Source organism: Micromonospora alfalfae, from assembly GCF_022230925.1.
Taxonomy (GTDB): Bacteria; Actinomycetota; Actinomycetes; order Mycobacteriales; family Micromonosporaceae; genus Micromonospora; species Micromonospora alfalfae.
This window is the reverse complement of the sequence record NZ_JAKKFH010000011.1, coordinates 33,792-51,352: the sequence shown is the minus strand read 5'-3', so window position 1 is coordinate 51,352 and position 17,561 is coordinate 33,792. Positions and strand designations below refer to the sequence as shown.

General features: G+C 71.0%; 19 protein-coding genes. 9 read left to right on the top strand and 10 right to left on the bottom strand.

Annotated elements, in window-relative coordinates; all coding sequences use genetic code 11:
- Positions 1 to 67 precede the first annotated feature (67 nt).
- Entirely contained in the window at positions 68 to 1,012 is a 945-nt protein-coding gene (locus MED01_RS11035) for an ion transporter (protein ID WP_238668416.1), read from the bottom strand.
- 96 nt (positions 1,013 to 1,108) lie between these two features.
- Positions 1,109 to 1,945, bottom strand: a complete 837-nt coding sequence (locus MED01_RS11030) for an alpha/beta fold hydrolase (RefSeq protein ID WP_238668415.1) — start codon at positions 1,943 to 1,945, stop codon at positions 1,109 to 1,111.
- 64 nt (positions 1,946 to 2,009) lie between these two features.
- Here MED01_RS11030 and MED01_RS11025 point away from each other — a divergent pair, with 64 nt between their 5' ends.
- Both MED01_RS11025 and MED01_RS11020 read left to right on the top strand, forming a co-directional pair.
- On the top strand, positions 2,010 to 2,708 hold the full coding sequence (locus tag MED01_RS11025; RefSeq protein WP_238668414.1) for a TetR/AcrR family transcriptional regulator: 699 nt from the start codon (positions 2,010 to 2,012) through the stop codon (positions 2,706 to 2,708).
- Positions 2,709 to 2,825: 117 nt separating this feature from the next.
- A complete protein-coding gene (locus MED01_RS11020; RefSeq protein WP_238668413.1) occupies positions 2,826 to 3,185 on the top strand; it encodes a hypothetical protein in 360 nt (119 codons plus the stop codon).
- Here the strand turns inward: MED01_RS11020 and MED01_RS11015 are convergent.
- Positions 3,157 to 3,726: a GNAT family N-acetyltransferase gene (locus MED01_RS11015; RefSeq protein WP_238668412.1), complete on the bottom strand. Its 570-nt coding sequence runs from the start codon at positions 3,724 to 3,726 to the stop codon at positions 3,157 to 3,159. The two genes, MED01_RS11020 and MED01_RS11015, sit on opposite strands and share 29 nt — an antisense overlap.
- A gap of 133 nt (positions 3,727 to 3,859) precedes the next feature.
- A complete protein-coding gene (locus MED01_RS11010; RefSeq protein ID WP_238668411.1) occupies positions 3,860 to 4,717 on the bottom strand; it encodes an SDR family oxidoreductase in 858 nt (285 codons plus the stop codon).
- A gap of 96 nt (positions 4,718 to 4,813) precedes the next feature.
- Between MED01_RS11010 and MED01_RS11005 the strand changes: the two genes are divergently transcribed.
- Entirely contained in the window at positions 4,814 to 5,209 is a 396-nt protein-coding gene (locus tag MED01_RS11005; protein ID WP_238668657.1) for a winged helix-turn-helix transcriptional regulator, read from the top strand.
- Here the strand turns inward: MED01_RS11005 and MED01_RS11000 are convergent.
- Entirely contained in the window at positions 5,206 to 6,162 is a 957-nt protein-coding gene (locus MED01_RS11000; protein ID WP_238668410.1) for a DMT family transporter, read from the bottom strand. The two genes, MED01_RS11005 and MED01_RS11000, sit on opposite strands and share 4 nt — an antisense overlap.
- Between MED01_RS11000 and MED01_RS10995 the strand changes: the two genes are divergently transcribed.
- Positions 6,161 to 7,549, top strand: coding sequence for an aminotransferase-like domain-containing protein (locus MED01_RS10995; protein WP_238668409.1), 1,389 nt, complete (start codon positions 6,161 to 6,163; stop codon positions 7,547 to 7,549). The genes MED01_RS11000 and MED01_RS10995 overlap by 2 nt on opposite strands.
- A 40-nt stretch (positions 7,550 to 7,589) precedes the next feature.
- On the opposite strand, the gene MED01_RS10990 is transcribed toward MED01_RS10995, so the two are convergent.
- Positions 7,590 to 8,552, bottom strand: a complete 963-nt coding sequence (locus MED01_RS10990) for a helix-turn-helix transcriptional regulator (RefSeq protein ID WP_238668408.1) — start codon at positions 8,550 to 8,552, stop codon at positions 7,590 to 7,592.
- Between the two features lie 421 nt (positions 8,553 to 8,973).
- Here MED01_RS10990 and MED01_RS10985 point away from each other — a divergent pair, with 421 nt between their 5' ends.
- Together MED01_RS10985 and MED01_RS10980 are read left to right on the top strand one after the other, a co-directional pair.
- Positions 8,974 to 9,636, top strand: a complete 663-nt coding sequence (locus MED01_RS10985) for a hypothetical protein (RefSeq protein ID WP_238668407.1) — start codon at positions 8,974 to 8,976, stop codon at positions 9,634 to 9,636.
- A 199-nt stretch (positions 9,637 to 9,835) separates the two neighbouring features.
- Positions 9,836 to 11,347, top strand: coding sequence for a CehA/McbA family metallohydrolase domain-containing protein (locus tag MED01_RS10980; RefSeq protein ID WP_238668406.1), 1,512 nt, complete (start codon positions 9,836 to 9,838; stop codon positions 11,345 to 11,347).
- 89 nt (positions 11,348 to 11,436) lie between these two features.
- On the opposite strand, the gene MED01_RS10975 is transcribed toward MED01_RS10980, so the two are convergent.
- Positions 11,437 to 12,039: a MarR family winged helix-turn-helix transcriptional regulator gene (locus MED01_RS10975; protein ID WP_238668405.1), complete on the bottom strand. Its 603-nt coding sequence runs from the start codon at positions 12,037 to 12,039 to the stop codon at positions 11,437 to 11,439.
- Positions 12,040 to 12,152: 113 nt separating this feature from the next.
- On the opposite strand from MED01_RS10975, the gene MED01_RS10970 reads away from it, so the two are divergent.
- Genes MED01_RS10970 through MED01_RS10960 form a run of 3 tightly spaced genes read left to right on the top strand, consistent with a single transcriptional unit; the run spans position 12,153 to position 15,659 of the window.
- Positions 12,153 to 13,730 (top strand): LLM class flavin-dependent oxidoreductase, encoded by a 1,578-nt coding sequence (locus tag MED01_RS10970; protein ID WP_238668404.1) that lies wholly within the window; start codon positions 12,153 to 12,155, stop codon positions 13,728 to 13,730.
- A gap of 52 nt (positions 13,731 to 13,782) precedes the next feature.
- Positions 13,783 to 14,400 carry an ArsR/SmtB family transcription factor gene (locus MED01_RS10965; RefSeq protein WP_238668403.1) on the top strand — a complete coding sequence of 206 codons (618 nt, stop codon included), beginning with the start codon at positions 13,783 to 13,785 and terminating at the stop codon, positions 14,398 to 14,400.
- On the top strand, positions 14,397 to 15,659 hold the full coding sequence (locus MED01_RS10960) for an MFS transporter (RefSeq protein ID WP_238668402.1): 1,263 nt from the start codon (positions 14,397 to 14,399) through the stop codon (positions 15,657 to 15,659). Before MED01_RS10965 ends, MED01_RS10960 begins: the two co-directional genes overlap by 4 nt.
- Positions 15,660 to 15,740: 81 nt before the next feature.
- Here the strand turns inward: MED01_RS10960 and MED01_RS10955 are convergent, their stop codons facing one another.
- From MED01_RS10955 to MED01_RS10945, 3 genes are all read right to left on the bottom strand, one after another.
- Positions 15,741 to 16,436, bottom strand: coding sequence for an alpha/beta fold hydrolase (locus MED01_RS10955; protein WP_238668401.1), 696 nt, complete (start codon positions 16,434 to 16,436; stop codon positions 15,741 to 15,743).
- A 39-nt stretch (positions 16,437 to 16,475) separates the two neighbouring features.
- Entirely contained in the window at positions 16,476 to 16,856 is a 381-nt protein-coding gene (locus MED01_RS10950; RefSeq protein ID WP_238668400.1) for a VOC family protein, read from the bottom strand.
- 77 nt (positions 16,857 to 16,933) lie between these two features.
- The gene (locus MED01_RS10945) at positions 16,934 to 17,533 is read right to left on the bottom strand and encodes a DUF4291 domain-containing protein (RefSeq protein WP_238668399.1); all 600 of its coding nucleotides are present in this window, start codon (positions 17,531 to 17,533) and stop codon (positions 16,934 to 16,936) included.
- Positions 17,534 to 17,561 lie beyond the last annotated feature (28 nt).

Sequence of the window (17,561 nt, the reverse complement as noted above, 5' to 3'; positions counted from 1 at the left end):
CTTCAGGGAGGCCGATGGGACCGCCGTCGACACTATCCGAACCCGTAGACGGAGCGCGAGCGTCGGATCACCGTCCGGCGCGGGCGTTGTCCCGATGGGGTCGGCCGTGCCCGTCGTCCCGGTCGATGCGCAGCTCGCGCTCCAACTCGGTGATGACCGCCCGCAGGTCGTCAAGCCGTTGGGTGAGCGCGATCCGGTCCACCTCGTCCGGTACGCCGTCGCCGTCCTCGTCGTATCCGGGGGCCAGTCGCTCGGTCATCTCCAACCGGCGAGCCTCCTCCATGGAGTTCACGATGACCGCGATGAGGATGTTGAGCAGCAGGTTGACGGTGATGACCACGTAGCTGACGTAGTAGAGCAGCGTCCATGGTGAGATCGCCAGGCCCTGTTCGATGAGGTCCGGCAGCGTCTCCAGCGACAACAGCACGAACAACGTCAGCAGCGACCGGCCGATGTCGCCGTACTCCTGCGGATACCTGTTGCCGAAGATCAGCCAGCCGGCCATGCCGTACACGTAGAGCGTCACGACGGCCAGGGCGAGGAACCCGGTCACGCCCGGCAGACTGCGCCACAGCGCGGAGACGATGGTCCGCAGACCCGGCGAGAACCGCACCAGGCGGACCATGCGGGCGACCCGGACGACCCGCAGCAGCGCCGGATCGCCGTGCAGACCCGGGATGAAGATCGCCGCGATCACCACGAAGTCGAAGACGTTCCAGCCGTGCCGGAAGAAGTCCTGTGGGCGTCTGCCGTAGGCGGCCAGCCGGATGGCGATCTCGACGACGAAGACGGCCCGGAAGAGCAGTTCCAGCCCGTGCAGCGCGGTGCCCGCCGGGCTCAGATCGTCGTACGTCTCCAGGCCGAGAACGATGCCGTTGGCAAGGATGACCACGACGATGGCGATCTCGAAGGGCCGTGACCGGGCGAGCTGGTCGCATCGGTCGGTCCAACCCGAGCGGTTGCCCGGTGTGGACGGCCCACCCCGCGGGGCGGGCACTGCTGCGTCGCTCACCAGTCGACCGGCTCGATCGTGTGACGGCGCGGGTGGTGTGCGGGCATGCCCACCAGCCTAGCCAAGATCAATGACGGTGTGCGATCGCGCGACCGCTCAGGAGTGCGGCGTCCGCCGCGTCGTCACGGGCGCCGCGAAGAAGTCGGCGAGCGGTTCGACGATCCTCGGGTGCGCCCGGTTGATGGCGTCGTGGCCACTGCGCGGGATCATCAGTGTCCGGGCGCGCGGTAACGCACGGGCCAGCGCCGCGTTCTGTTGCACGTAGTAGGGCGGGCCGTCGGCTCCGCAGGCCAGCAGCACCTCGGCGCTCACTTCGGCCCACCGGGTGGCCGGGCCGTCGTGCGCCAGGATCAGCGCCGCCTCGTCCAACGTCGTCGGCAGCAGTTCGCCCATCGTCCGGCCGATCGGCGTACGCAGGAACGCGCGGATGATCGCCACCCGGACGGCGAGTGGGAGTCTCGCCGCCGTCATCTGCGAGTTGATTCCCGCAGTCGTGATGGCGAGGCTTCGGGCGGTGTCGCCGGCTTGTAGTGCCGCCCGGGCGGGCGCGAGCCACGCCGATGGGAAGCTGCCGTCGATCGAGACCGCGGCGTCGTAGAGGGCGAGCCGTTCGATCGGCAGTCGGGGCGCGGCTTCGAGCGCCAGGAAACCGCCGCCGCTGTGGCCGATGACGTTGCCGGACCCGGTGCGCTCCAGCACCGCGCCGAGGTCGTCGACCTCCTGCTCGACGGTGTAGGGCATCGACCTCGGTGGTGCGTCGGCCCGTCCCCGTCGGTTGTAGAGGTGCACCGTGAACCGGTCGGCGAGCGCCCTGGCCAGCCGCCGGTAGACGTCGATCGTCACGCCGCCACCGTGCACCACGACGATCCCCGGCCCCGCCCCCGTCGAGTGCAGCACGATCGTCGCGCCGTCCCGTGCCCTGACCTGCTCCATGTCCGGTCCACCCTTCCCGCGCCGACAATAACTGCAAACGACGTTCGCAGTTTACAGTAGATCAGTGAGTGACGCACCCGCGAGTACCGGTCACGCCGACCCGGACCGGCAACCGATCTGGAGCAGACCCGAACGCGGCAGCCGCGGCCCCGCGCCGGCGCACAGTCGGGACGCCATCGTCGCGGCCGCCATCGCCCTGGCCGACGCCGAAGGACTGGCGGCGGTGTCGATGCGCGCCGTGGCCGCCGCGCTCGGCACCGGCGCCGGGTCCCTCTACCGCTACCTGACGTCCCGTGACGACCTGCTGGACCTGATGACCGACCGGGCGGTGGGGGAGCTGCGCCCGTACCCGCAGGTGGAGGGCGACTGGTTGGAGACGATGGTGCTGCTGGGGCGACGGCAGTTGGCGCTGTTCGGCACCCACCCGTGGTTGCTCGACGTGATCCACCGGCCCTCCGGCATCGGCCCGGAGGGCCTGGCCTGGTTCGACAACTGCATCCGGGTGCTGGAACCCGTGCGCTGCCCGGTCGCCGCCAAGTTCGAGGCCATCGCGATGATGACAGGCGTGGTGAGCCTCTTCGCCCGCCGTGAATCCGCCGCTGGGGCGTTCAGCTTCGCCGGGCTGGATCTCGCGGCACACCCGCACCTGGTCGCGGCGTTCAGTCAGCCCTCCGGACCTGCCCCCCGCGCGAACCTCGTCGAGCGGACCCTGCGCAGTCTGCTCAGCGGCCTGCTGATCACGGAGTCGACCGAGGTGGGCTGAGCGGATCGGCGCGCAGGCCGTGTCCGTTGTTCCTGCGCCACCACGACATCCCCTGGTCTAGGTTCTCGATGGTGAGCGGGACCAGGCCGGCCCACGCCAACTGCGAAGAGGTGCGCGATGTCCGACCCTGATCTTGCCGACCTGCGCCAACGGGCCAAGGACGGTGACCGGGACGCTGTCGACCAGCTTGTCGAGCTCGCGGGGGAGCGGGGTGACCTCACGGAGTTACGTCAGCTGGCCGAGGACGGCAGCGCCGACGCTGCGGCTCAACTTGTCGAACTCGCCACCGAACTCGGCGACATGAACGAGCTGCGGCGTCTCACCGACCGGGGCGACAAGGACGCCGCTGACCAACTCGTCGAGTTGGCCGCGGAGCGGGCGGACGTCGGCGAGCTTCGCCGGCTCGCCGACGGTGGGAACCGGGACGCGGCCGACGTCCTGGCCGAGCTCACCGAAGAACAGGACGAGGCGGAGTAGCCGGCCGGGACGCGGGAGCGCCCGGTGTCACGTCGCGGTGGGTGAGGTACCTGCGGTAGCCGAGCGCGGACTGCGTGAACCCGACGGACGCGTAGAACCGGTGGGCATCGGTCCGCGCGGCGTTCGACACCAGTTGGACCTTGTAGCAGCCGGCTGCCGTCGCCTCGTCGAGCGCCGCCAGCATGAGGGCCCGGGCAACCCCACGGCGGCGCCAGTCGGGCGCGATCACCACGTTCTCCACCACCATGTACGGTCGCGCGCCGTGGGTGAGGTTGGGGGCGACCAGGGTGTCGAGGGTGCCCACGAAGGTGTCCCCGGCGACGGCCAGCAGGAGCCGGCGGCCGGCTTGGGCGTGCAGGTCACGCCAGGCGGCGGCGAGCCGGGCGGGGTCCGGCCGCGCGTCGTCGGGAGCGAGTTGCCTCAGCACGTCGAAGACCAGTTCGGGGTCGTCCTGCGCTACGGCGGCCCGGACGACGAAGTCGTCGCCGCTCACCGGGTCGCCGCCGGAGTGTCCAGGTCGGACCGCACGGCGTGTCGACATGGCGGCTCGACGGGCCGGGGGAGCAGCTCATCGACGTGCCTCACCATGCCGTCGAGGATACGTGTGCGGTTTCACCGGGTGACGGGCGACGGGGGACGGAGGCCCCGCCGCCCGCTTCGGTGATGGATTCGGTTCAGACCCGCGCGGCCCGGATGGCGTCGCGCAGCGGGGTGCTCGGCCGGCCGAGCAGACGGCTGAGGTCGTCGCTGTCGGTTGCCAGCTCGCCGTTGGCGATCGAGTGGTCGAGCGCGGCGACGAAACCGGCGGTGCCCGCGTCCAGGCCGACGTTCTCCAGGGCCGAGGCCAGCTCGGCGGCGGACATGTCCTGGTGGACGACTCTGGTGCCGGTCACCTCTGTGACGGCCTCGGCCAGCTCGTCGAAGGTGAACGCGGTGCCGCCCAGTTCGTGGACGGCGTTGCCGTCCTCGTCGCGGGTCAGCGCGGCCACGGCCGCCCCCGCGTAGTCGGCCCGGGTCGCGGTGGAGATCTTGCTGCCGCCGGTGGCACCGAGGATCGTGCCGGATCCCAGGTACTGCGGGAGCTGGTCGGTGTAGTTCTCGGTGTACCAACCGTTGCGCAGCACCGTGTAGGTCAGACCGGACGCGGCGAGGACCTCCTCGGTGGCCTTGTGCTCCGGGGCGAGCGGGTTCGCTGTGGTGTCGGCCTTCAGGATGCTGGTGTAGACGAGACGCTCCACCCCGGCGAGCTTGGCGGCGTCGATGACCGCGGTGTGCTGCGCGACGCGCTGGCCGGGAGAGTCGCCGGAGATGAGCAGCAGGCGGCGTACGCCGGCCACGGCGCCGGGCAGCGTCGACGGGTCGTCGTAGTTGGCCTTGCGGATCTCGACCCCGCGCGCGGCCAGGTCGGCGGCCTTCTCCGGGCTGCGGACGATGGCGGCGATCTCGGCGGCGGGTACGCCGCTGTCGAGCAGTTGCTCGATCACCAGGCGGCCCAACCGGCCGGTGGCGCCGGTGACGGCATAGGTGGGCATGGGAACCTCCGGAGGGTGGGGACAGATCAGTAAGCACTTACGAATCTACAGCACTAACCGATGGGAGGCATGAGATAGGCTGGTGAGGTGAGCGACATGCCGGCCCAGGACCCGGCGGGGCCTACCCAGGATTTCGTCAGCGATGTCTTCGCCAGGGGTTGCACCTCCCGGGCGGCCTTCGAGGACGTCACCTCGAAGTGGGCCTCGCTGGCCCTGTTGGCGCTCGGCGAGGGCAGCTACCGGTTCAACGCGCTGCGTCGCCGCATCGACGGGGTCAGCGAGCGGATGCTCTCCCAGACCCTGCAGACCCTCGAACGCGACGGGATGCTCACCCGCGAGGTGCTCACAGCGATCCCACCGCGCGTCGAATACTCGCTGACCCCACTCGGGGCCCAGGTCGCCGAGCAACTGCGTGGCCTCGCCGATCTGCTGGAGGCCTCGGTGCTCGAGTTGCAGACCGCCCGCGACAGCCGCGAGCGCGACCGGGGCTAGGACGATCCCGCGCCGACTTCGCGTCGCGCCACGATCGTCCTCGGGCTCTGGCGGATGCGCTGGGTCGCCACGACACATCCCAGCACCACCAGCGCCGCCGCGATCGAGGCGGGGGAGACCGCCTCGCCGAGCAGCAGCGCCGACCACAGCAGGGTCAGCACCGGCTGGGCGAGTTGGACCTGGCCCACCTGCGCTATACCGCCCCGGGCCAGGCCCGCGTACCAGGCGAAGAAGCCCAGGAACATCGAGACCGCGGTGAGATAGCCGAACGCCGACCAGGCGAGAGCGTCGGCCCGCATCGGGCTGGTGGCGGCGGCGAATGCCGTGACGGGAACGGTGATGGGCAGCGAGAGCAGCAACGCCCAGCAGATCGTCCGAGCGCCGCCCAACTCGCGGGCGAGCGCGCCGCCCTCGGCGTAGCCGAGGCCGCAGAGCACCACCGCCGCGAGCAGGAACAGGTCGGGCACTGTGAGGGCTCCGCGTACCGCGCCGCTGACGCCGAGGAAGGCGAGGACCGCCAGCAGTCCGCCCGCGCTCACGATCCAGAACAGCGGCGGTGGGCGTTCGCCGGCCCGCAGCACCGCGAACACGGCCGTCATCGCGGGCAGCGCGGCGATGACGACAGCGCTGTGCGCGGAGGTCTGGGTGAGAAGCGCCATCGAGGTGAACAACGGAAAGCCGACGATGACGCCGAGGGCGACGATCGGCAGCCGTTGCCACTGACCGCGAGTGGGCCGCGGTGCGCCGGTGAGACGCAGGTACGCCAACGCCAGCAGCCCCGCGCCGACAGCCCGGCCGAAGGCGACGAACCACGGGTCGAGCTGCTGCACGACGATGCGGGTGGCCGGAAGCGACAGGCTGAAGCCGAGCACGCCCAGGGCGCCGAGGCCGAGCCCGAGGACCCGATCCGCTGTTACCGTGTTTCGGGCAGTAGCGCTACTCTTGTCCCTCATGGAAAACGGTAACGCAGCCCAACGCGTTATCCAAGATCTGCGGGGTCTCGTGGTCGCCGCCGGTCCCGGTGCCCGGCTGCCCTCGGTACGCGAGTTGACCGCCCGACATCAGGCCTCGCCGGTCACCGTCGCCGAGGCGATCCGTCAGTTGGCGGCCGAAGGGCTGATCGAGGCGCGACCCGGCCGAGGCACCTTTGTGGCCACTTCACCGGACGAGCCGGAGGTGCCCGACCTGTCCTGGCAGACCGTCGCGCTCGGGCCCCGCCGGTTCGGTCAGGACGAGATGCAGGCGCTGTTGGCGCTGACGCCCGCCGGAACGATCCCGCTGTCCGGTGGCTACCTCCACGCTGACCTCCAGCCCGCCGCTGCGCTCGGCGCCGCCCTCACCCGGGCCGCCCGCCAGCCGGCGAGCTGGCAGCGCGGGCCGGTCGAGGGTCGCACGGACCTGCGCGCCTGGTTCGCCCGCGAGGCCGGTGCGGGGCTGCACGCCGAGGACATGCTGATCTGCCCCGGCGGGCAGGCGGCTCTGTCGTCCGCGTTGCGGGCGCTCACCGCGCCCGGCGACGCCCTGCTCGTCGAGTCGCCGACCTACCTGGGTGCGTTGGCCGCGGCCCGCGCGGCCGGGCTGCGGGTGGTGCCCGTGCCGGCCGACGCCGACGGGGTGCGGCCCGACCAGCTCGCCGCCGCGTTCGCCCGCACCGGCGCCCGGCTCTTCTACTGCCAGCCTCTGTACGCCAACCCGCACGGCGCGACACTGGCGCAGCACCGCCGGGCGCAGGTCGCCGAGGCGGTACGCGACGCGGGTGCGTTCCTGATCGAGGACGACTACGCCCGTGACCTCACCATCGACGATCCGGTGCCGCCACCACTGGCCAGCGACGATCCCGACGGCCACGTCATCTACCTGCGCTCGCTGACCAAGTCGACAGCCCCCGGGCTGCGCGTCGCCGCCATCGGAGCCCGGGGCCCGGCCGGGGCGCGACTGCGCGCCGCCCGGCTGCTCGACGACTTCTTCGTCGCCGGTCCACTGCAACAGGCGGCGATCGACTTCCTCACCTCTCCGGCGTGGTCGCGGCATCGCCGGGCACTGCGCGCCGCTCTGCGGACACGCCGGGACGCGTTGCTGACCGCGCTACGCCGGCATCTGCCAGGCCTTGCCCCGCAGTCGGTCCCACGTGGCGGCATGCACCTCTGGGTGCCCCTCGCCGCCGGCACCGACGACGCGGCGCTGGCCGCTGCCGCGGCGGCCGAGGGCGTCGCCGTCTTCCCGGGTCGGCCCTGGTACGCGGCCGAACCCCCGGCCCCGCACCTTCGCCTCACCTACGCGGCAGCCGCACCCGAACTCATGGACGAGGCCGTTCGGCGTCTCGCCCGCGTCCTCAGTTGAACACCGGGCGCCTGGTTGGTTGGCGTCCTGGTCGGGGGTCTCAGGTGTTCAGCGTCTCGCGCGGCGGCACACCGAAGCTGGCGTGGTATCGCGCGGTGAACCTGCTGTGGCTGGCGAATCCCCACCGACTGGCGATCGCCGAGACCGTCTCCTGGCGTGGGTCGGCGTGCAGCAGGTCGTGGTGTGCCCGGACGAGCCGGACCCGACGCAGGTAGGCCATCGGGGTGGTGCCGAGGTGACGGCGGAAGGCGAGTTGCACCGCCCGGAGGGAGACGCCGGCCGCGCCGGCGATGTCGGCCGCGCTGATGTCCCGTTCAGCGTGCTCCTCCAGAAACGTGATCGCCCGTCGCAGCGTGGCGGTGGTGGCGTCGTTCCGGTCCGCGGCGGTCGGTTCGGTGAACGCGGTGTTGGGGAAGACCGCGAGCGCCGCCGCGGCCAGCATCCGGGCGGCGTTGCCAATCACCAGCGACTGTGCCCCGGCGGCCGGGCTGTTCAACACGACGTCGCGGACGAAGCTGGTGGTGTTGCGCCACTGCCGGGCGAGGGCTGCGCTGGCGGCACCCAGCTCGGTGAACTCGATCCGGCCGGGCCGGCGGGCCGGTGCGGTGGTGGCCACCTGCGCCAGCACCGACAGGTCCAGTACGCAGAGCTCCACCTCACCGGGATGCCAGTGGACGGTGCATGGCTCCTCCGGCCTGGTGACGAGGAAGACCTCGCCGGGGCCGAACCGGTGGGCCGATCCGGCGCAGGAGCGATCGACGTGTGCGGTGCGGGTGTGACCGATGACCAGCCCGCCGAGGGTGCTGGCATCGATCTCGAGGTGCCCGGTCTGGCGGGTGGTCGCGATGGCAAAGGGGCCGGTGTCCGCGCGGTGGTGGGTGAGCCGGTATCCGTTCCTGCTCTGGATGCGCAGTTTCGGGTCGTACGTGGCGGACAGGAATTCCTGGATGGCCGCCGGGTCGCGGCTGTCGAACTGGTGGGTCTGCACTGGCGATGACGTCATCCGCTGTCTCCGTCCGGTGGAGGTGCCGCCGGGTGCTGGAACGGGTGCCGACGGCAGGTTCGGGACGTGCCGGGGTGCTCGGCGGTGACCCGGCACATCGTTGGCCGGCGGTGCGGTGGGATGGAACGTCGCGAGCGGGACGGCAGCGACCGGTTGAGGGTGTCGGATCTGGTCTGACCATTCACTGACGCTGAGGTGCAATATCCGTAGATGGGAATGTCACCATACGACAATCACCGACGTGGCGTCCTCCGAATCACTGTGATGTGTCGGCAGGTCGACTTCGTTTTCTGGCTAGCGCGCCGAATGGTTCTACGTCTGCTGTCCTAGCCGCCCTCGCGTCCGACAGCGAAATCTTGTTCATGATTCGTCGGAGGATGACCGGGTCACTGCCGGGAGCCGATCCACGGAGGGGGAAGCGTTGGACAGTACCGATCCTGACCGCGTCGTTCGGCTGGCCGTCGCCGAGGCGCTGGCCCGGGTGGCGGACGAGGACAGCCTGGGTCTGGGCGAGGGGGACGCGCTGGAGAGGCTCGGACGTGGGCTCCGTGAGGTGCTGCGCCGTGCCCTCGACGATCGGGTGCCACTGACCACGCCGGAGTTCGTGGACCTCTGCCGCGACCTGGGTCTGCACCGTGACGCCTTCGACCTGCTGGGGCACTACCTGATGACCGCGTTGCTGACCCAGCACGTCGGACCGGACGCCCTGATCCGCGTCGGGGTGCTCTTCGGCACCGTCGGGCGCTACCTGCCCGGTGCCCGCCCGGTGGCCCACCGCAACGAAGGGCCCGCGGCACGGCGACGCGACGTGCGCTCGGACAACAGCGTCGTCGGTCGGTACCGCCGCGCCAAGCTGCCGGAGCACCTCCCCAACCCGCCGAGCTGGACCTGCACCGGATGCGGCCGCGAGTGGCCCTGCGCCACCAAGCAGAGCCAACTGCTCGCCGAGTTCGGTGGAGCGCGCGCCTCCCTCGCGGTCTATCTCGGCTCCTGTCTCGTCGCCGCCGCTCAGGATCTGCCCACGATGCCGTTGCCCCGGGTCCGGCTCCGATTCCTGGGCTGGCTGCCCCGCGCCCGGATCTGACTGGGTGGCGGTGCGGCCTCAGTCCTGATCGGCACTCCGCGCGGTCGCGGTGTGACCCGCCGCCGTCCCGGCCCGGCACTCCGACAGGTCGGGGCAGGCTGTTCATCGTGCGCACCCGCTGCGTACGGCGGGCGTTCACCGACCTCTCCGAAGCTCCTTGATCGAAAGAGCATTCGCTTGATCGAGGAGAGGCTCTCACGTGAGAGACAAGCATCCCGAAGAGACCGAGCACGCGCAGCTGTCCCGGCGCAAGCTGGTCAAGTACGCGGGCGTCGGCGCGACGCTGGCCGCGGCCAGCCCACTCGTCGGCGCCGGCGCGGCGTGGGCCGGCGAGGACCGCCGGCCGGGTGACGACGACAAGACCGACCGGGGTAACTCCAGGAACCGGGCGTGGCGTGCGGGCGACCACCACATCCACTCCGAGTACAGCGGTGAGTTCGACACCACGAAGTCCCCGATCGTCTTCCACAAGGGCGCGGATGCGGTCTACCCGATCGTCACCAACGCCATCATGGCCAAGAACTTCGGCCTGACCTGGGCGATGTGCACCGACCACGGTGGACCGACCCACTCGAAGGTGAACATCGAGCAGGCGTACCCCGACCTGCTGCGGTCCCGCAAACTGGTTCCCGAGGTGCTCCAGTTCTGGGGCATGGAGTTCGACGCGCCCTCGCTGGACCACCACACGCTGATGATCCCGCGCCACGAGGACGAGGCGAAGCAGCTCTTCGAGCTGGAGAGCCGGTTCGCCAAGTACGACGCGTTCCCCACCGACCCGGCCCGCGACACCGAGGCCAAGATGGTGGAGTTCCTCAAGGTCGCCCGGGGCATGCCGCACAAGCCGCTGGTGATCGCCCACCACGCGTCCCGCTCGGCGCCCGGTCTCGGCGTCTACGGTCAGGACACCCCGCGCGAGTTCCGCAACGGCAACAACGCCGCGCCGGACGTCTACATCGGCTTCGAGGGCGCGCCCGGTCACCAGGCCGGCCCGCTCAACGGTGGCAAGCGGGGCGGCTACGGCAACCATCCCACCTACGGCGGCTTCGACCAGATGACCGCCCGGGTCGGCGGCCTGTGGGACTCACTGCTCGGCGAGGGCCGGCGCTGGTGGATCACCGCGACCTCGGACTCGCACGTGCACTGGACCCGCGGCGGCTCCGACTTCTGGCCGGGCGAGTACAGCAAGACCTACGTGCACGCCCGCCAGGACTACGGCGACATCATGGACGGCCTGCGCAACGGCCGGATCTGGGTCACCACCGGTGACCTGATCCGCAGCCTCGACGTCACCGCCACGTCGCAGGGCAGGACCGCCGAGGTGGGCGAGACGATCACGGTGAGCCGTCGGAACCGTACCGATGTCGACATCGAGATCACGTTCCGCCCGCTGGGTGGGGTGAACGCGAACGGCGACCGGCCCGAGGTCCGCCGGGTCGACCTGATCGTCGGTCAGATCACCGGCCCGAGCGCCAGCCTGGACGCCGACACCAACCCCACCACGAAGGTGGCGGCGCGGTTCGGCCCGCGGGACTGGCGTCGGCAGGGCGACAGCTACGTCATCCGGCACACACTGCGCAATGTCGAGGCGGACACCTACGCGCGGGTGCGCGGCACCAGCACCGACGAGGCCGAGCCGCTCGCCGACGGGCTGGAGAGCCCGTGGGAAGACCTGTGGTTCTACTCGAACCCGGTGTTCGTGCACATGCGCTGACCCGGCGCGGTAGCGACATCGCGGGCCTGTCCGGCACCGCTCGACTGACGACGTCGGGCCGTGGCGGGCGGGCCCGCAGTATCCGCAGGTCAGTCGGGCGTGCCGCGGCGGGCTCGGGGGGTGGCGGTTCGTCCGCTGCGCGCCGTCGCGGCACCGGTCCGGCGCGCGGCGGCCGGTGCCGTCGCCGCGTCCGCCTGTGCCTGTGTCACCACCTCGCAGAGGTCGCGCAACGGGTCCACCGCCTGGGCCGAGCAGGCGACCTTCTGAAGCAGTGACCGCAGCGTCGCCGACTCGGTCGAGGTGAGCGCCCCCAGCAGGTGCGCCTCGACCTGCCGCAGCGCCAACCGCCGCTGCTCCCAGGCGGCACGGCCGGCGTCGGTGACCTCGATCAGCCGGTTGCGCCGGTCAGCCGGGTCCGCGCGCCGGGCGACGAACCCGGGCCGCTCCAGGTCGTCGATCAGGTACGTGAGGACGGTGCGGTCGATGCCGATCTCCTCGGCGATCGCGCCCTGGTTTCGGGCCGGCCCGTTGCTGGCCGCGGTGAGCAGTTGGTAGCCGCGCGGGCCACCGGGGAAGTCGGCGAGCGTGTGCTCGGCCGCCCGGACGTAGCCGCGGAAGACGATGCCCAGCATCCAGCCCAGGTCGTCGTCGAGCGGATCGGGCCGGTCCGGCCGGTGAGAGGCACCCGTCATCCCCCGACAATACCGCAGCGGCGCAGACCTTGTTGGCAGAAGATGTTCTGTGTGACATAAGGTTAAGGCCGCGACGCATCGTCCGAGGCGTCGGAAAATCGGGAGGCTCGCAGATGAGCGACTACGGCCACGACCTGGTCTTCGGCTCCTTCGTCACGCCCAGCGCTGACAATGCGGACCGTACGGTCGGTGTCGCCGTCCTGGCCGAGCAGGTCGGGTTGGACCTGGTCACCTTTCAGGACCACCCGTACCAGCCGGCGTTCCTCGACACCTGGACGCTGCTGAGCTTCGTGGCGGCCCGCACCAGCCGGGTGCACCTGTCGGCGAACGTGACGAACCTGCCACTGCGCCCGCCGGCGGTGCTCGCCCGCAGTGTGGCCAGCCTGGACCTGCTCAGCGGTGGCCGGGTCGGCCTCGGCCTCGGGGCGGGGGCCTTCTGGGATGCCATCGAGGCGATGGGTGGCCGGAAGCTGACTCCCGGCCAGGGCGTACGAGCGCTGGAGGAGGCCATCGAGGTCGTCCGTCAGCTCTGGGACGTCGAGACGCGCGGCGGAGTGCGGGTCGACGGTGAGTTCCACCGGGTGGTGGGCGCCAAGCGTGGTCCCGCTCCCGCCCACGCGGTGCCGATCTGGCTGGGTGCGTACAAGCCCCGGATGCTCAAGCTCACCGGTCGTCGGGGCGACGGTTGGCTGCCCACGCTGGGCTACCTCCAGCCCGGCGACCTGACCAGGGGCAACGCGATCATCGACGACGCGGCGCAGCAGGCCGGCCGGTCCCCGCGGGACGTGCGTCGGCTGCTCAACATCGCCGGGGAGTTCTCGCGCGTCGGGCGCAGTCCGCTGAACGGGCCCGCCGAGCAGTGGGCCGAGGAACTGGCGGAGCTGGCACTGGAGGAGGGCGTCGGCACCTTCATCCTGGGCAGCGACGACCCCGACGACCTGCGCCGCTTCGCCGGCGAGGTGGCCCCCGCCGTCCGCGAGCTGGTCGCGGCAGAACGTGACCGGGGCGCGACTCCGCAGCGTACGCCGGAACCGGAGCCGGAGCCGGTCGCTGCGCCGCCGGTCCGGGCGAGCCGCGCCACCGCGTCCGGTGGCGCGTTCGCCGTGGTGCCCACCCCTGACGACGGTGTACGGCGAAGCGAGCAGCAGGTGTGGGACGAGTCGACCCGGCCGACCGGGCCCGCGCCCGACCCGCAGCGCACCTACACCCCGCAGGAGCAGGCCACCGGCGCTCATCTTGTGCAGATCCACGACGGCCTGCGTGCCGAACTGGCCCAGATTCACGACCTGATCGAGCAGGTGGCGGCCGGCGAGATCGACGCCGGCGCGGCCCGGTCCCACATCAACACGATGACCATGAGGCAGAACCGGTGGACCCTCGGGGTCTACTGCGAGTCGTACTGCCGCATCGTCACCACCCACCACACGATCGAGGACCAGTCGTTCTTCCCCAGGTTGCGGGCACGTGACCCCCGACTCGGTCCGGTGGTCGACCGGCTGGAGCAGGAGCACCACGTCATCCACGACGTGCTGGAGGGTGTCGACCGGGCCCTGGTCGCGTACGTCGGGTCTCCGGACGGCCTCGCCGAGCTGCGGGCCGCGGTGGACCTGCTGACCGACGCCCTCCTGTCGCACCTCAGCTACGAGGAGCGGGAACTGGTCGAGCCGTTGGCGCGGTTGGGCATCGCCTGATCAACTCGGCTCGGGGTTGCCCCGATCCCATCTGAGAGAATACTCTCGAGACATGTCTCTCAAGAATCCGTACGGGGATTTCGAGATCAGCGAGCCGCAGGCGCTGCGGGCGTTGGCCCACCCGGTCCGGCTGGCGATCCTGGAGCACCTCCAGCGGCACGGCCCGGCCACGGCCACCGGCCTCTCGCCGCACGTCGGCGCCACACCATCGGTGGTCAGCTGGCACCTGCGGCACCTCGCGACGTTCGGCCTGGTCCTCGACTGGGACGGTGCCACCAGCAAGCGGGAACGCTGGTGGCAGGCGGCAGCCCGCGGCTTCCGCTTCACGGTGCCGGAGGGCACCGAGGGGCAGTCCGCCGGCCAGCAGCTACGCGGCGAGATGTTCGCCCGCAACGCCGACGCACCCCAGCAGTGGCTGCTGCATGAGGAGCCCCGACTGGACCCCGAGTGGCGCGCGCTGGCCGGCATGGCCGACACCCGGTTCGTGGCCACCGCCGACGAACTGCGGCAACTGGAGGAGTCCATTGAAGAGCTGATCGCCCCGTACGTACGGCGCAAGGACGAGTCGGCCCCGCCCGACGCGCGGATCGTCCGGATGCTGCGCTACCTGCTGCCCGAGCCGGGAGACGAAGCCCCGGCCGAGCCCGCCGACGGCCCGGCCGCGTCATGACCGCCACCGACGCCCCCGCTGACACCGCGCCCCCGCCGGCCCTGCACCGTGACCGGCGGTTCCGCACCTTCTGGATCAGCGAGACGATCTCCAACTTCGGCGATCGGATCAGCGAACTGGCCCTACCGCTGATCGCCGTCACCCTGCTCACCGCCACACCCGTGCAGGTCAGCGTTCTCACCGCGCTGATCTGGCTGCCCAACCTGCTGGGCCTGTTCCTGGGCACCTGGGTGGACCAGCGCACCCACAAGCGACGACTGCTGATCATCGCGGATCTGCTCCGCGCCGCGGTGCTGCTCAGCCTGCCGGTGGCCTATCTGTTCGACGCGATCACCCTCACCCAGCTCTACCTGGTGGCACTGCTCACCGGCTTCGGAGCGGTGCTCTTCGCCATGGCACGCCAGGCGTTCTTCGTCGGCCTGGTGCCGAAATCGGCGTACGTGGACGCGAACAGCAAGATGAGCATGAGCCGGTCGCTCTCCTTCATCGCCGGTCCGGCCGTCGGCGGTGGGCTGGTCCAGGCGCTCAGCGCGCCGGTCGCGATCGTCACCGACGCGGTCAGCTTCCTCGGCTCCGCGCTGCTGCTCAGCCGCATCCCGGTGACCGAGCCACCGCCGGCACCGCGTCGGACCTCCACCCTCGGCATGGTCCGCGAAGGGCTCGTGCTGGTACTGCGGCACCCGGTGCTACGGGCCGCCCTCGGCTGCACCAGCACCGTCAACTTCTTCACCTTCATCGCCGGCGCGCTGCTGGTGCTCTACGCCAGCCGCGAACTCCACCTGTCGGCGGGCGCGATCGGCATCGCCCTCGGCTTCGGAGCGATCGGCGGATTTGCCGGCGCGGCGCTCGCACCGAGGGTCTCACGCGCCATCGGTCTGGGCCGTACCGCAATGATCGGCGCGATGTTCTTCCCCGCGCCGCTGGCGCTGACCGCGCTGGTGTCCGGACCCACCTGGACGAAGGTGGCCATGCTGGCGGCCATCGAGCTGGTCTCCAGCGTCGGGGTGATGCTGATGGACGTGAACCTCAACGCCCTCCTCATCGCCGTGACCCCCGACGACGCGTTGGGACGGCGGGCCGGTGCCTACAGCGCCGTCAACTACGGCATCCGACCACTCGGCGCGCTGGTCGGCGGGGCGTTGGGCACCACCATCGGGCTGCGGCCCACCCTGGCCATCGCCGGCCTGGGTGGCGTGCTCGCCGTGCTGTGGTTGCTCGCGTCGCCGGTGCGCCACATCCAGACCCTGGATCCGGTCTGAGGGCTGCGGCGGCGCTCGATGGTGCCGTCGTCAGCGGCTCGGCTCGCCCTGGCCTGGGCCGCGGGCGCAGGCCAGCGAAGGTCAGCCGGCCTGCGCCAACAGAATCCGGGCCAGCTCGGTGGGCTGGGAGAACATCGGCCAGTGGCCAGTGGCCATGGTGACCAGTCGCCACTGGTCGCTGGTCAGCAGTTTCGCCACAGTGTCGTTGGGCTCAGGCCCGTCGAGCAGGCACTTGACGTACGTCGCCGGCAGCTCACCCAACGGCCGGGCCAGCACGGCCGGCTCGGTCAGGGTGGCCCCCGGATGCGGCGTGCAGCCCTCGATCAGCCGGGCGACCTGCTCGTCGGTGAGACCCTGACCGTCCGCGTCGGCCGCGCCGAGCGGAGCCCAGTAGCCGTTGTTGGAGGCGATCTGCGCCTCGAAGGCCGCCTGGCCCTGCCACCAGCCGGAGGCGAACGACCCACCGTCGACAGGCACCTCGGCGTCCACGAAGACCACCCGGCTCAACCGGTCGCCGATCCGCTCGGCGGCCTGACCCACCGGAATGCCCGAGTAGCTGTGCCCGACCAGCACCACGTCGTGCAGGTCGCCGCGCTCGATCTCGTCGACGATGTCCTGCACATGGGTCTGCTGCCCGGCGGGCACGCCCTGCTTCTCGGCGAGGCCGGAGAGGGTCAACGCGTGGGTGCCGTGGCCGGCCGCCCGAAGTGGTGCCACCACCTCGTCCCATGCCGAGGATCCCAGCCACGCCCCTGCCACCAACACGAAATCAGCCATGGCCGGGAGCGTAACCCCGACCTGCGACAGGTCGGCGGGTCACGACCAGGTGCGGGCCTCGGCCGCGAACACCTCCGGCGGACTCGCCACCGGAAGCACACAGAGCAGGTGGCCACCGGGCGCCCGCAGGATCCGGCACTCCAGCCACCGCGACACCTCGGTGGCACCCAGAGCCATCAACCGCCCGGTCTCGGCCGGCACATCGTCGGTCTCGATGTCGAGGTGGAAGCGCGGCGCGTCGTCGACCGCCTGGACCGCGGTGACCAGCCCCGGCAGCGCCTCGTGCAGGCCGACGAACTGCGGCTCGGCCGGAACGGGCCGGGTGCCGACACCGAGCGCCGCCGACCAGAACTCCGCAGCCTGGGCGGCCTCCGCCTCGGGAGCGTCGATCAGCAGCGCGTACACACGGCTTCGGTGCATGCCGGCCAGGATATCGAGAATGTCGATGTGTTGCGCGACGCGATGCGTGGCACCTGCGCGACGGCGACCGCGCTGGCTCACCCGGTGGCATCGAGGTGGGCCGCGATCCGCCTCGGCAGCGGATAGCTTCGTTCGGCCGGCAGGTGGTCGGTGGCCGCTCGCACGTCCCGTGCCCGCACCAGTTCCCGTACACGGTGGACAGTGGGGGTGATGTCCGTGATGCTGACCGTCCAGTCGTCGACGTAGCGGGCGACAGCTTCGCCGGACAGCCCGACCTGCAACGACCGGTAGGGCAACGCGCTCAGGTGCAGTGTCCGTTCCGGGTCCCACTGCACCCGTACCGGGCTGGCCTTGAGGTGCCGTGACCACGTGACCCGGTCACCGTGCAGGCTCCGGTCGTAATGACTCAGGCAGGCTCGCGTCAGCGCCCACTCGAAGCCCTCCCGTGTGATGTCGATGGACAGGACGCGCTCCTGCCCGGGCTTTGTGGCCCAACCGCAGCGGTACATCATCCACAGGAAGGACGGCTTGATCCAGGTCATCCGGTCACGCTTGAAGGGAGCCACGAAGCGACCGGCGGCCACCGCCGGCAGCGCGATCTCCGGTGGGTACGCCTGGTACACGGTGATCGTGTCTGTCGAGTAACGAGCACGGATCTGACGCGCGGGAACGGACACACCCTGATCTTCACCCGTCGGACCCCAC